This is a genomic window from Paenibacillus uliginis N3/975 (genome assembly GCF_900177425.1).
Taxonomy (GTDB): domain Bacteria; phylum Bacillota; class Bacilli; order Paenibacillales; family Paenibacillaceae; genus Paenibacillus_AQ; species Paenibacillus_AQ uliginis.
The window spans coordinates 3,801,261-3,814,903 of record NZ_LT840184.1; the positions used below are offsets into that span (position 1 = coordinate 3,801,261).

At 47.1% G+C, this 13,643-nt stretch carries 14 protein-coding genes; 1 reads left to right on the top strand and 13 read right to left on the bottom strand.

The features are described 5' to 3' along the window. Positions 1-9: 9 nt before the first annotated feature. The 13 genes from dinG to B9N86_RS18000 all read right to left on the bottom strand — a co-directional run bounded on the left by dinG (position 10) and on the right by B9N86_RS18000 (position 12,577). Positions 10-2,874: an ATP-dependent DNA helicase DinG gene (gene dinG, locus B9N86_RS17940; protein WP_208914513.1), complete on the bottom strand. Its 2,865-nt coding sequence runs from the start codon at positions 2,872-2,874 to the stop codon at positions 10-12. A gap of 135 nt (positions 2,875-3,009) precedes the next feature. Beyond that, complete coding sequence (locus B9N86_RS17945) at positions 3,010-3,639, bottom strand: tetratricopeptide repeat protein (RefSeq protein ID WP_208914514.1); 630 nt, start codon at positions 3,637-3,639, stop codon at positions 3,010-3,012. A 117-nt stretch (positions 3,640-3,756) separates the two neighbouring features. Further along, positions 3,757-4,140, bottom strand: coding sequence for an aspartate 1-decarboxylase (gene panD / locus B9N86_RS17950; RefSeq protein ID WP_208914515.1), 384 nt, complete (start codon positions 4,138-4,140; stop codon positions 3,757-3,759). Continuing rightward, positions 4,133-5,023: a pantoate--beta-alanine ligase gene (gene panC / locus B9N86_RS17955; RefSeq protein WP_208914516.1), complete on the bottom strand. Its 891-nt coding sequence runs from the start codon at positions 5,021-5,023 to the stop codon at positions 4,133-4,135. Before panC ends, panD begins: the two co-directional genes overlap by 8 nt. Continuing rightward, the gene (gene panB, locus B9N86_RS17960) at positions 5,020-5,898 is read right to left on the bottom strand and encodes a 3-methyl-2-oxobutanoate hydroxymethyltransferase (protein ID WP_208914517.1); all 879 of its coding nucleotides are present in this window, start codon (positions 5,896-5,898) and stop codon (positions 5,020-5,022) included. Before panB ends, panC begins: the two co-directional genes overlap by 4 nt. 278 nt (positions 5,899-6,176) lie before the next feature. Beyond that, positions 6,177-7,160, bottom strand: a complete 984-nt coding sequence (locus B9N86_RS17965; RefSeq protein WP_208914518.1) for a biotin--[acetyl-CoA-carboxylase] ligase — start codon at positions 7,158-7,160, stop codon at positions 6,177-6,179. Further along, positions 7,147-8,445, bottom strand: coding sequence for a CCA tRNA nucleotidyltransferase (locus B9N86_RS17970; protein WP_342192783.1), 1,299 nt, complete (start codon positions 8,443-8,445; stop codon positions 7,147-7,149). The genes B9N86_RS17965 and B9N86_RS17970 overlap by 14 nt, the downstream gene beginning before the upstream one ends. Before the next feature lie 41 nt (positions 8,446-8,486). After that, positions 8,487-9,653, bottom strand: a complete 1,167-nt coding sequence (gene bshA, locus B9N86_RS17975) for an N-acetyl-alpha-D-glucosaminyl L-malate synthase BshA (protein ID WP_208914519.1) — start codon at positions 9,651-9,653, stop codon at positions 8,487-8,489. Positions 9,654-9,686: 33 nt separating this feature from the next. After that, on the bottom strand, positions 9,687-10,394 hold the full coding sequence (bshB1, locus tag B9N86_RS17980; RefSeq protein WP_208914520.1) for a bacillithiol biosynthesis deacetylase BshB1: 708 nt from the start codon (positions 10,392-10,394) through the stop codon (positions 9,687-9,689). Further along, positions 10,391-10,813 (bottom strand): methylglyoxal synthase, encoded by a 423-nt coding sequence (mgsA, locus tag B9N86_RS17985; RefSeq protein ID WP_208914521.1) that lies wholly within the window; start codon positions 10,811-10,813, stop codon positions 10,391-10,393. Before mgsA ends, bshB1 begins: the two co-directional genes overlap by 4 nt. Before the next feature lie 20 nt (positions 10,814-10,833). After that, positions 10,834-11,637: a 4-hydroxy-tetrahydrodipicolinate reductase gene (dapB, locus tag B9N86_RS17990; RefSeq protein ID WP_208920501.1), complete on the bottom strand. Its 804-nt coding sequence runs from the start codon at positions 11,635-11,637 to the stop codon at positions 10,834-10,836. A 19-nt stretch (positions 11,638-11,656) separates the two neighbouring features. Continuing rightward, positions 11,657-12,196, bottom strand: a complete 540-nt coding sequence (locus B9N86_RS17995; RefSeq protein WP_208914522.1) for a tetratricopeptide repeat protein — start codon at positions 12,194-12,196, stop codon at positions 11,657-11,659. Between the two features lie 51 nt (positions 12,197-12,247). Continuing rightward, positions 12,248-12,577, bottom strand: coding sequence for a nucleotide pyrophosphohydrolase (locus B9N86_RS18000; RefSeq protein ID WP_208914523.1), 330 nt, complete (start codon positions 12,575-12,577; stop codon positions 12,248-12,250). A 195-nt stretch (positions 12,578-12,772) separates the two neighbouring features. Between B9N86_RS18000 and B9N86_RS18005 the strand changes: the two genes are divergently transcribed. Further along, the gene (locus B9N86_RS18005; protein WP_208914524.1) at positions 12,773-13,642 is read left to right on the top strand and encodes a YitT family protein; all 870 of its coding nucleotides are present in this window, start codon (positions 12,773-12,775) and stop codon (positions 13,640-13,642) included. Position 13,643 lies beyond the last annotated feature (1 nt).

Genomic DNA, 13,643 nt, shown 5'->3' on the forward strand with positions numbered 1-13,643 from the left:
CTTAAATTCTTATTGTATCGCCTCGTCCCCGTGAAGCCATTCCGCAATGCGGGGAACCATCTGCTCTGTCCGCATATGTTCCATTTTCGGGCCAGGCAGTGAATATAAAAAGTATTTTCCGTAATAAGATTCAATCACACGGGTATCATAAACAATCACAATACCCTTGTCTTGAGCTGTTCGCACAAGACGCCCGAAACCCTGCTTAAAGCGAATAACCGCTTGAGGTACGGATAGTTTCATGAACGGATTTTTCTTCTGCTGCTGCAGTAACTCGCTCTTCGCTTCGACAAGGGGATGGTTGGGCGGTTGAAACGGTAGCCTTACGATAGCCAGGCATGTCAGCGCCTCTCCCGGAATATCGACCCCTTCCCAGAATGAGCTTGTCCCAAGCAGCACCGATGCGCTGCTGTCCTGAAACCTTCGAATCAGCTTGGTTCGGCTTGATCCATCCATCCCTTGTCCGAGTACGGATATATCACTGGATGACAGAACTTCCTTGAGCGGATCATACACCTGGCGCAGCATACGGTACGAGGTAAACAGTACCAGCATTCGTCCATGAGTTGCCTTAGCGGCATCTGCAAGTGATTGAACGAGTGTACTCACAAAGTTCTGATCTCCCATGGTCCCCTTAACGCTTGGGAAATCCCTTGGAATTAATAACAGTGCTTGCTCACGGTAATTAAACGGTGACGGAAGCTGCACGGTATTCAGCTGCCCCTGATCTGAAGCATCCTGCAGCCCAAGATTATCGATCATATACTGAAACGATTTATCTATAGATAGAGTTGCAGAAGTGAGAATGATACTTCTTTTTTTATCGAAGAACAGCTCTTTCAACTGCCCGCTCACATCAACTGGCACGGCAAACATCTGCAGCGATTTACTGCGAAAATTACCGTTCGCCTCCATCCAGTAAACCACGCCTTCATCGTTCAGAGTCATGAAAAATTTCAGATTCTCCCGGTGCGCAGCCAAGTCCTTAAAGAGGCCGTTAATATCCGTAATCAAACTGTCTGCTCCATAATCATTCAGTTCTTCCCGAACCTCAGATGTTAGCATGTCTCCTTTGCGAACGACATCTCCCAAGGTGACGTGAATCTGATTCTCTAACTCCGTCAAACTTTCCCAGTCTTTTGGCTTCTTGGATGGTGACAGTCGGAGCGTAAATTGTCCTGCATCCCCCGCAGAAGCATCTCCGCGTTCAGGAAGAAGTCCGAACAGAAGGTCACTGAGCCGATCCCAGCTCTCCTTGACAGTAATTAGATCAGGGTATAGCCGGTCAATGACTACCGTCCATTCCCCCGCCTTTTCGTGCGCCGACGTTTGAAGCAGTTGACGGAGTGCTGGCAACTGTCCATTGCGGCTGTCCTTGTAGAGACGTGTAAGGGTGTGTACCACCGTAAAATACTTCATATGGAGCCCGAGATGCTTCCCCGCCACATCTTCCAAGTGATGAGCCTCATCAATGACCAACCGCTCATACGACGGCAACAGCTGATGATTCGCTTTTACATCGGTAAACAATTTGGAATGGTTCGTAATAACCACATCCGCAATACCCGCTTCATGCTTCGCACGGTGGTAGAAACACTTTCGGAACCATGGGCAAGCCCGTCCCAAGCAAGAATCGGAATCGCTAGATACCGTTTCCCAGAAGTCCCCACCGCGTCCACCAAGGTTCAGTTCCTCATCATCCCCGGTTTCTGTCTGTGTCAGCCATATGATCATTTGGGCTGCAATGATGATATCCTCTTTAGGTGTGTTGAAATCTCTTCTATTTATTTTATGTTCAAATTTTCTCAAACACAAATAATGCTGTCTCCCTTTGAAGACGGCGGCCTTAAATGGAAACGGGACTACCTTAGTGAGTAGCGGGATATCCCGTTCACGAAGCTGTTCCTGAAGGTTGATTGTATGCGTGCTGACCATTACCTTCTGTTCCTGTTTCACACTTTGGTATATGGAAGGAAGCAAATATCCAAGTGATTTCCCTGTACCGGTCCCAGCCTCAATCAGGAGATGCTTGTCATCCTCTAGTGCATTCATGACCTCTTCGAACATAATGTCCTGGGCATCCCGACTTTCATATTGAGGAAGTGTCTCACGTAAATTATTACGTACCTGGCTCATATACTGTTCAAAGGATAGCTCGGCTAGCGGATTAACCTCTTCTTCATCTCGTGCAGGTGTCATATCGGTCCAGTCCTCGATCGCCAGAGCAAATTGACGAAAATACGTGTAGTTGTCCGGATCCTGAATCGCCTGATTTTCCTTATCAGCCCGCATTCCATCGAAGAACCAACTCAAATCACTGTCCTCAACCGCAAAAAGATCGCTCAAACGCTGTATCGTAAGCAGCGGAAGTTGATCAAGCTCTTCCAGACATTTCAGCAGCGCATAGGCGGTAGCAAGCGCATCGCTGTCCGCTTGGTGTGGGCGGTCATGCTCCAGGCCGAAATAGGACGACACCATCCCCAGCTGATACGATGTCAGTGAAGGAAAGCATATTTTCAAAAAATGTATCGTATCGAGTATCCGCCCGCTGAAAGGTAAATAACCACAACGGTCGAGTGCATTTTGCAAAAAATTAAAATCAAAGGCTACATTATGCCCCACAAGTACAACATCATCGAGCATAGGTACCAGTTCCATCATCATCTCTTCAAGGGAGGGTGCTTCAGCTACATCTTGATCCGAAATACCTGTCAAACCTGTAATAAACGGTGGAATCGGAATCCCGGGATTGACATAAGAGCCGTACACTCGGGAAATGCTGCGATCTTCATCAATGATGGCCAGCCCCACTTGAATGATTTCATCGGCTGACTGGTTGCCCGTAGTTTCAAAATCCAATACGGCAAATTTCATGTTCGTATAAATCCCTTTCATTCCAGTCTAAATAACAGCATAACAGATGTAACGCCGTTTGAACATTATGGACATAAAAAAGGCGATGCCACAGACTCGGCGCTTCGAGCGGGCATCGCTTCTACAGACTGATATTCATAACAACGAAATCAATTGACTCCCATACTGCAGTTCCCCGCGGTTCTTGTGGCAAACCTCCAGATTAATCAGCGGATCGGGAAGAGTCGGGTCACTCTGTATCGCAAGCGTGAAATAATCCCGAGCTTTGTCTGTCCGCCCGTTAATGACCTGTATGCAACCTAGAGCGTTATAAATCATGGCCTGTAATCTCTTGTCGTCCGCCAGCGGGAGAATCGATAGCAGATAACCTGAAGCCTCCACCGTCTCACCCAAATGCAGATGAGCCATGGCCGTATAGAGCCGAATCAGCAAGCTTTCCGGATATATGGCAGCAGCAACCGTAAATTGGGCCAGAGCAGGTCTGAACATAAGGAGTTTGTAGTATCCTTGGCCGCGTATGAAAGCATCCAGCTGCATTTCCGGTGATTCGGTCGGCGGAAAAACCGGTGATGAAGCTGCACTCTCACGGAAAATAGCCATCTTCTCTTCAAACCGAAGCCATTCATCAATGATACCTTCACTCATACTCTTCAACATATTCCAGTTATGAATCAGCGCCTGTTTCTTGGGACCATGTGCAGAAGGGTAATGCTTCACAATTTCATCTAACATGTCGTTCATTTCGTCGAATACATGTTGAAACATGGAGTGCATCCCACCCTTAGTGAAAAAATGAGATCAGTGCGTCGACCTGAGTTCATTTTTTGTTAAAGCTGATGTTTTCATTCCCGAAACAAGCGTTACATTTTGGAGTGAATGACTTTATCGAATCGTTGCATGAATCTCACGGTGCTCGGTTATAATCGGCTTGTTGCCGCCGTCTACAATAACAACTGTCGGTTTATGATTCTCATATTCCTCTTTAGACATCATCGCATAAGAAATAATAATGACATTGTCACCTGGTTGAACCAGTCGTGCAGCCGCACCGTTCAGGCAGATCACACCACTTCCGCGCTGGCCTGTAATGACATACGTTTCAAGACGCTCACCGTTATTATTGTTCACAATCTGTACTTTTTCATTCTCAAGCAGATCAGCGGCTTCCATTAAATCCTCGTCAATGGTAATGCTGCCAACATAATTAAGATTGGCTTCAGTTACGGTTGCACGGTGAATTTTAGACTTCATCATTGTTCTAAACATGAGGATTACCCTCTTTCGTTTGGAATAGTGCATTATCGATTAAGCGTGTCTTACCAAAACGAACAGCAAGCGCCAGTATACAGTCATTACCTGTTTCGGCAAGCCTTGCTTCATTATCAATCGGCATCAGTTCAGGAAATGTAAGTACCTCAGCATAATCGATCTTCGCCATCGGCGCCCCGGAGATAACCTCCGTGAGCAATCTGCGTACCTCACCAGCAGTAGCTGTGACTCCGTTCTCCAGTTGTTCCAAAGCTACATTCAGTGATCTGGATAACACCAACGCCTGTTCCCTTTCTTCTGCATTTAGATACACGTTGCGGGAACTGAGGGCGAGGCCATCCTCCTCCCGGACTATCGGGCACGGTACGATGGTGACGTCCATATTCAAGTCACGGACCATCTGTTCAAGTACGGCAACCTGCTGTGCATCCTTCATCCCGAAAAAGGCAAAATCAGGTTTCACGATATTAAAGAGTTTATTCACGACGGTTGTCACACCATCAAAATGTCCAGGACGAGATGCCCCACACAAGAGAGAAGTCAGCTCAGATACCGCCACTTTCGTTTTTATCGGTTGAGGGTACATTTCTTGTACCTCCGGTATAAAGACGATGTCTACCCCTTTAGATTCAGCGACAGCGAGGTCTCTCTTCTCATCTCTTGGGTAAGTTTCAAAGTCTTCACCTGGCCCAAACTGAATTGGGTTTACAAAAATACTCAGCACAACGGTACCCGTCATTTCACGAGCTCTCTGCATCAGACTGCCATGGCCCTCGTGGAGAAATCCCATGGTCGGAACAAGCCCCACAGGGCCTGAAACCGTGCTGCGGCGATGTCCAATTTCTGCACGCAGCTCTTCAATCGTCCGAATTACTTTCATCTTGAAGTCACCTTTTCTTTTTCGTTTCCATAAAGGGATGAGGAGGGCTTATGCGTACCCTGAGCTGAAAAAACATGCTCCTCAGCAGGAAAAGAGCGCTCCTTCACTTCCTTTACATATTGAGAAATGCCTTCACGAATCAGCGTGCCGACATCTGCATATGTTTTGACAAATCTTTTTTCTCTATAGGTAGAAGTATATTTAAGCACATCATGATATACAAGCACTTGACCGTCACAATAACGGCCTGCTCCGATACCTATCGTTGGAATGGACAACGCCTTACTAATATCAGCAGTCGCTTCCTCAGTTACCAGCTCAAGCACTACGGCAAAAGCTCCAGCAGCTTCCAGCGCCTTGGCATCATTCATCAGTCGTTCGGCATCAGCAGTGTCCTTGCCTTGAACTCGATATCCCCCAATTTGGTTTACTGACTGCGGAGTAAGTCCAATATGTCCTAGGACAGGTACGCCAGCCTGTACGATTCGCTTGACAGTATCAGCAATCTCGGCACCGCCTTCCATCTTAACCGCATGGGCGTGGCCCTCTTGCATTAATCGGCGAACATTTCGAAGTGTCTCATCCAGACTGCCATGATAGGTCATAAACGGCAGATCCGCAACGATAAACGTATCCTCTGCTCCGCGTGCAACCGCACGAGTGTGATACACCATATCATCGATCGTAACGGGAATGGTTGAGTTAAATCCCAAGACGACATTACCTAAGGAATCACCGACCAAAATCATATCAACTCCAGCTTCTTCAGCGAGCTGAGCGGAAGGGTAATCGTATGCAGTCAGCATACTGATTGGTACGCCCTCACTTTTCATTTTTTTCATTTTAACAATGTTTAATGGTTGTTTGCCTGGCATGTGACACAAGCCCCTTTCACTTAGTGTATAACACAACAAAAAAACCTTTTAGCAAAAGTACGCTAAAAAGTCCGAAAGGCAAAAAAGAGTCACTCGCGATCGTCCCTTCTGTCTCGGTCCTTTCGGCTCAGAGCAGAATCCAACGTAACCGGCAAAAGCAGTTAAGAAGGTGTTCCTTAAAGTTCAATTCTGTCCCCAGAGTGCAGTTCTTCCCGTAGAAGATACCGCCTCTGAACACAGTATAACAAATCTTTTTATTTTTTTCACCTTGTTTTCTTTTACCGCTGCAGCGTAATATCACCTGAAAAAACAGGAGTTAGCTCCCCGTCCTCATTTCTTACAAGCAATGCTCCAGAAGGGTGTAAACCAGCAGCCGTACCGTTGATTACGCCCCTTGGAGATTGGACGCAGACTTCACGGTTCATCGTAACGGAAGATGCTTCCCACAGCGATGCAATGGGCTCAAAGCCTTGCTCGTTATATAGTCCGTATAGAGACTCTATTTCATTCAGGATCGAACAGATCAATTCATTTCGGTTAATATTGTGACCAGAGGCCATACGAAGCGACGTCGCAATACTCTTCAACTCATCCGGGTAATCCTCTTCTTTGAGATTTACGCTAATGCCTATTCCTGCGATACAATATCTGACAAACTCATCCTCATTAGCAGATTCCAGAAGAATACCGCATACCTTCTTGCCGTCGATGAGCAGGTCATTCGGCCACTTGATCCCGGCTTCTATACCTGTTGTCTTCAGGATCGCTCTACGGACAGCAACACCTGTCAGCAGCGTCAATTGCTGTGTCAGATGCAAAGGCTGAGTCGGACGCAGGATCAAGCTCATCCATATTCCTTTGCCAAATGGCGAATAAAACTTTTTCCCCATTCGTCCTCGTCCACCGGTCTGCTCCTCAGCAATGACCAGCGTTCCCTCAGGCGCACCCTCCTCGGCCAGTCGGCGAGCATCTTCTTGAGTAGACGTAGTTGACCGTAGAACTTCGATCTGATGACCAAATGAACGGTTGGTCAAACATGCTGACAACACAGCCGGATCAAGTGGTTCCGGCTTCTCTGTCATTCGATATCCCAGACGCGGCAACGCCTCAAATTCATAACCAGCACTTCGAAGCTTATTAATCTGTTTCCACACAGCTGTCCGGCTAATGTTTAAGCGCCTGCTGATTTCCTCACCGGACAGAAATTGTCCGGACTGCTCCAGAAATATATCCAGCAGCATAGGCGTCTCATTCTTCTTCATGGTTCATCACCCGCTTTGCTTCTTCAATCAAATTGTCTTTGTCATTGGGAAGAAAACCGGCAGCTGTCTTTACAAGCAGCAGCTGCAGCACCTTCCCCATCCACGGACCACCGCGACGCTCTAATGCTTGCAGAAGCTCACTACCCGTTACTTGCAGATCCTTCAGACTTCTAACGTTCATCGTATTCAGCCAATGGTAGGCTTGTTCAACAGATACATCTGCGTTGATCTGTTGCCCGGCTCTTTGCACTGCCTCCTGCATACAGAGCCATTGTTCGGCGATTTCTGTACCAAGCTCAAGTACCAGGTTTATCCATAACAGACGGTCCGAATCCGGTTCAATACCTCTAAAATCATTAAACCAGCGCTCCTGAAATTTAAGCAATCCAAGAATCGTTTCCCTCCGTCTATTAGAAAAGGTCCACTCTCGCAACAGCTTGTCCGCCTCATCAACCAAGATTCCGCATCCGTGAATGAGCAGCGCCCAACGAATATCCAGGTCGGAGGATTGAACTTCAGGGATGGCGCCTATTATTTTCGGATCATGCTTTTCAAAAGGAAAAGGAACCTTCATTGAAGCATATAGGCCGCTTTGCTTGATCAGTTCCAGTCCCCTTAAAGGGTTCGGCCCTGACATCATTTTATCCAGCTCGCTGCGGATACGTTCCATCGCGATCCATGATAATGTTTCCCGGTCTGCCAAGATTCCCTTCCAGGTATCCTTCGCTATGGAGAAACCAAAAACAGACGCAAAACGGATACAGCGAATCATCCGCAAAGCATCTTCACGAAAACGAACTCTCGCGTCGCCGACACAGCGGATTATCCGCAGATCAATATCTTTTCTTCCGCCAAACGGATCAACCCATATCCCGTCGATTCCAAGAGCCATCGCATTCATGGTAAAATCCCGCCGCTTTAAATCCTCTTCTACCTCACTTACAAAAAAAACCTGGGTAGGTCGGCGATGGTCTTCATAACCACCTTCAATACGATAGGTTGTCACCTCGAAGGACTGTCCCTTCTCAATAACGGTAACCGTTCCGTGTTTTATTCCGGTAGGCACTACCCGGGGGAATAGCGCGCTTGTCATCTCGGGGAGAGCTGAGGTTGTAATATCCATGTCGCTTACCTTCCGACCCATATACTCATCCCGAACGCAGCCTCCGACCCAATACGCCTCATACCCATGATCATTGAGCGTACGAATCACTTTAGCACTGCCGGCTGCCATGTCAGAGTCGGCGTGCTGCCACACAATACTTTGGTGCTGTTCAGCCATCATTCTCCCGTTCCTTCTATCCGAAAAACGGACGAGAGGCGAGCCTATCCGAAAACCGGATTCAGCTCACTTACCTCCCGCCCCAATACTCGGTAATAAATTTCTTCATACTTGCTGCGAATCCGTTCGTTACAGAAGAGCGTCCTTGATCTGTGAAGACACGCTTCCTTCAAGCTGGCATTCAGCTTATCATCCTTAAAAATATCGATGACGTACTCAGCCATCTGCCCACTGTCGCCAATAGGTGCTAGGAAACCTGTTTCCCCATGGGTAACGAGCTCCGGAATACCACCGGCAATGGAACCGACGGTAGGGACTCCGCAAGCCATCGCCTCCAGAGCGACAAGCCCGAAGCTTTCCTTCTCCGAAGGAAGCAGAAGGACATCCGCCATTGAGATCACGTGCGCGATTTCATCCTGCTTTCCAAGGAAATGAACCCTGTCGCTGAGTCCCAGCTCATTGATGCGGCACTGGATCTTCGGAAGCTCAGGCCCTTCACCTACAAGCAGCAGCTTGGAAGGGACTTGGCTGTTCACCTCAGCGAAAATGTCAACAACATCGCCCACCCGTTTGACCGGCCGGAAATTGGATATATGCATGATGATCCGTTCTTCTGGATCCGCAAAATCACGCCGGAGTGAAGCGGAATCCCTCGGATAATAAACACGGTGGTCCACGAAATTATAAGTTAAATCGATATCACGGCTGATATCGAGCACTTCCCGTGTTTCCCGGATCAGATCCTGTGATACGGCTGTCACAGCATCACTTTCGTTAATTGCAAGCCTGATCAAATCTTTCAAAGATTCATCCTGTGCCAGTACGGTAATATCCGTACCATGCAAAGTGGTCACCACTTTCAATTGATCTCCTACCATTTGTTTCGCCAGAAAGGCACACACGGCATGAGGAACTGCATAATGAACATGCAGGACGTCCAGTTGCTGCATTTTGACAACCTGAGCCATTTTAGTAGCGAGTGAAAGATCATAAGGCGGATATCGGAACACATAATAATCGTTTACTTCGACTTCATGATAATAAATGTTTTTATGAAAGCTCCCTAAGCGAAAGGGAATGCTGTGTGCTATAAAATGCACCTGGTGGCCTTGTTCAGCGAGCAGCTTTCCGAGTTCGGTAGCGACTACGCCCGAGCCGCCCAGAGAGGGATAGCAGGTAATGCCTATTTTTAGCGGCTGCTGTTTTTTCATATGAGGCCTCCTTACGATTGCTTATGCCTATTATTATGCCTCTTTGGGGATAAATAGATGAACCATGTGCGGAGTTTTAGTCGCAAACCCTTCCGCATAGGAAATGAGCTTGCGCTGTCCAAGCAGCGAATCCCTGGCACGCACACGTTCGATGTACCCTTCTGTTAACGGAGTTGAGACGGAATTATGTTCTGTTTTTACAAATTGAGACCGATAACAGGAAAGCGCCTCTTCCTTCTTCTCATAGTTAGCTGAAACATCAACCACGAGATCTGTTTGTCCAAGATCATTAATAAAATAAAAATAGAGCTCGTCCACTTTTACCGCTGGCTGATCCGGCATATAGCGCCGAAGTTTCGCATTAAAGACAGCTTCCTCCACCAGCTTGCTGCAGGCAATATGGTCAGGATGGCGGTCTTCCCAATATGGAGCGAACACGATTGATGGAGAATACTTCCGTATCTCTGCCGTTATTTTCTCAATATTTTCCGGTGTCACAAACAATCCCCGGTCAGGCAGACCCAGATTACTCCGAACCGATAGTCCTAGAACCTGAGCGGCTTTATCCGCTTCCTGCTTTCTAAGCTCAACCGTGCCGTTAGACGACATTTCTGCTGCGGTCAGATCACATATCCCCACCGAAGCGCCTGCTGAAGTATGCTTATATATCGTGCCTGCCATGCCGATCTCAGCATCATCCGCATGTGCACCAAAGATTAATATATCAAGCTTCTGGCTCATAGATCCGTACCGGGTTTATATTTATCAACAAGTTCTCTCCAGCCCAAGTCACCTCTGTCGAGGGCTTTAACCAAAATTTCAGCTGTAGCAATGTTTGTTGCAAGCGGTATCCCTTGAACATCACAAAGACGGAGTAGTGCGTTAATGTCCGGTTCGTGAGGCTGAGCCATCAACGGGTCACGTAGAAAAATGATAAGATCCATTTCATTTTGAGCAACAAGCGCCCCGATCTGCTGGTCTCCCCCAAGCGGACCAGACATAAAACGGTGAATACGTAGATCCGTCTGATCCATGATCCGGGTTCCTGTCGTTCCAGTAGAGTAAAGATCATGTCCCTCAAAAACCTGCTCATAAGCAATTACAAAGTTAACCATCTCTTCTTTCTTGCGGTCATGTGCTATAAATGCAATTTTCATCATGTCGCGTCTCCTCTTTCTCTCTAGTCGATGAAGTGATCGAAGCCGTAGATCATACCTGTATAACCCATTACTTTTTCGACTGCCATTTTCACACCAGGCATATAAGCAGCCCGCTCATAAGAGTCGTGTCGAATCTTTAGACTTTGGCCATAACCGCCAAAAATTACTTCCTGCTGCGCAAACACCCCCGGAAGACGAACGCTGTGAATCCGGAATCCGTTGTAGTAAGCGCCCCGGGCTCCTTCAATTATCTCTTCTTCCTTCGGATTTCCTTGGCGAAGCTCTTCACGATTGGCAGCAATCATTTCGGCTGTCTTAATCGACGTCCCCGATGGAGCGTCCAGTTTCTGATCTCCATGTGTCTCGATAATTTCTACATGAGGCAAGTATTTAGCCGCCTGTGCAGCAAATTTCATCATTAAGATCGCGCCGATCGAAAAGTTAGGAGCAATCAGGCCGCCGATAGCACGCGTCTGACACTGCTTGTCCAACTCTTCGATTTGTTCGGGAGTGAATCCTGTTGTTCCGATGACTGGACGAACCCCATGTTTAACGGCTAAGGAAGTATTCGTGTATGCCGATTGCGGGGTTGTGAAATCAACCATCACGTCAGGCTTGTGTTCAACGAGTGCCATTTCGAGATCTGGAGTTACCGTTATTCCACAAGCAGGAAGTGCTACAAGCGTACCTGCATCGGTACCACTATCGTGGAGACCTACAGCAGCCACCAGTTCCAGTTCAGGATCCTGCAATACCAACTTCACTACTTCTTTGCCCATGCGGCCGCCTGCTCCAACGACCGCAACTCGGATAGCTTTCGACATATTCAACATTCCTCCACTCTCATTCTGTTGCTTCATCCAGCATGTATGATTTCAACCGCTTTTTCAATTCCTCCATTATATGTTGAAGCCCGCTCTCCTGAGGATATAAGCCGATAACCTCCTTTAAAGTGGCTATCGCCAGCGGATGCTCGTTTAATTCACTGTAAACCAGCGCGAGCCATACGTAAGCTTCCGGATATAAAGGGTCCATGGCTATGGCAGATTTCAAAAGCGATACTGCCTGATATAATTCAGCAGGCACAGCGCCAGTCTTTCCTTCAACCATCTTCCTGGCTTGCTGTACGAGCTGCAAAGCCTTTACATGCTGCAAATGCAGATGATAATCCGGTTTGTCCGGCAGAAGATTCACTGCTTCCTCCGCATGATGGATCGCTTGTTCCAGCCTGCCGCTGCGGCCATACGTGATGGAGCAGCGGTAATGGACCTCTGCATCTCCAGGATTTGCAGCTATAGCCGCCTCAAACCAACGAAGTGCTTCTTCAAAATCATTTTGCAAAATGCAACGATAAGCTTTCTGTATATAGTCGTCTTGTTTCACTGGCTGTCCCTCCCCCGCAGCGGGTTTTGGTACAGCATATGTATTCACAGCCTAATCCGTGTTTATTTTCGTCCAGCGATCTGCATCTCTTGTGTTGAATTTAAGCATGACCTTATCATGAGCTTCCGCCAGATCAATTCCCAGCGAATTAGCGAAACATATAGCAATAAACAATATATCTCCAAGCTCCATCTCAATGGAATTATCGACTTCATCTGGCTTCTTGGGCTTCTCTCCGAATTGGTGGTTTACTTCTCGGGCGAGCTCCCCCACCTCCTCCGACATCCGCGCCATCATGGACAACGGGCTGAAATAACCTTCTTTAAATTGCGATATGTAACGATCGACTTCACGTTGCATTTCGGCCATTGATTTTTCCATAATTGGCACTCCTTCCCTTGTACAGTCTACCGATTATTTCCTTAAAAATTAAACGGCAGCGTTTTACAACTATGTTATCGTAAAGCCGATTTGAAAACAAATATTTTTTATTACACCATTAAATAGGTATATACTTCGTAAAAGAACCGAACATTATGGTCAGAGAACCATTTTGATATAACAGCGAGGGATATCATGAAAACATCCAGACTTATAAACCAGCTTAAAACAGTCATCCCCATCATTATCGGCACGGCCATATATGCCTTCGGATTACTCTACTTCATTATTCCGAACCAGCTGATGGAAGGCGGCGTTACCGGTATTACGGTTCTCCTCAATTATGCGTTTAATATTTCTCCATCCTTGTCGACCTTAATAATCAATATTCCATTGTTTTTAATTGGATTAAAAATATTAGGCGGTCGCCAATCGATCTATACAGGCATTGGAATCGGATCCTTAACCTTATTTCTGTGGCTCCTTGAGGAACTCATTGAACATGGCTGGATTATTCCGTTCCAGACTGAGCATGATTACATCCTTGCCTCACTGTACGCAGGGGTAACCTTGGGAGCAGGTTTAGGCATCGTATTCCGATTCGGAGGGACGACTGGTGGTTCGGATATCATAGCACGGATATTCAACCGCAAATTCGGTTATAGCATGGGTCAGGTAATTTTGGCGCTGGACATCATCATTCTCGGCTTATCATTGCTGTTTATCCCTCTTGAGAAAATATTGTACACGCTTGTCGCCGTATTCATCGCCTCCAAGGTTATTGATTTCATTCAAGAAGGTGCGTATGCTGCCAAAGCGTTTACCATTATAAGCGACAAGGCGCCCGAAATGGCTGATCGCATCACTGTAGAGCTCGAACGCGGAGTTACACTGATTCCTGTGATCGGCGTCTATTCCAAACAGGCAAAACATATGATCTACTGCGTCGTCTCAAGACAAGAAATACGCCGATTGAGCGAAATAGCAAAATCCGTGGATCCACGCGCTTTCATCATTATTAATGATGTCAGCGATGTTCACGGAGAAGGATTCAAAGAAGAATAGC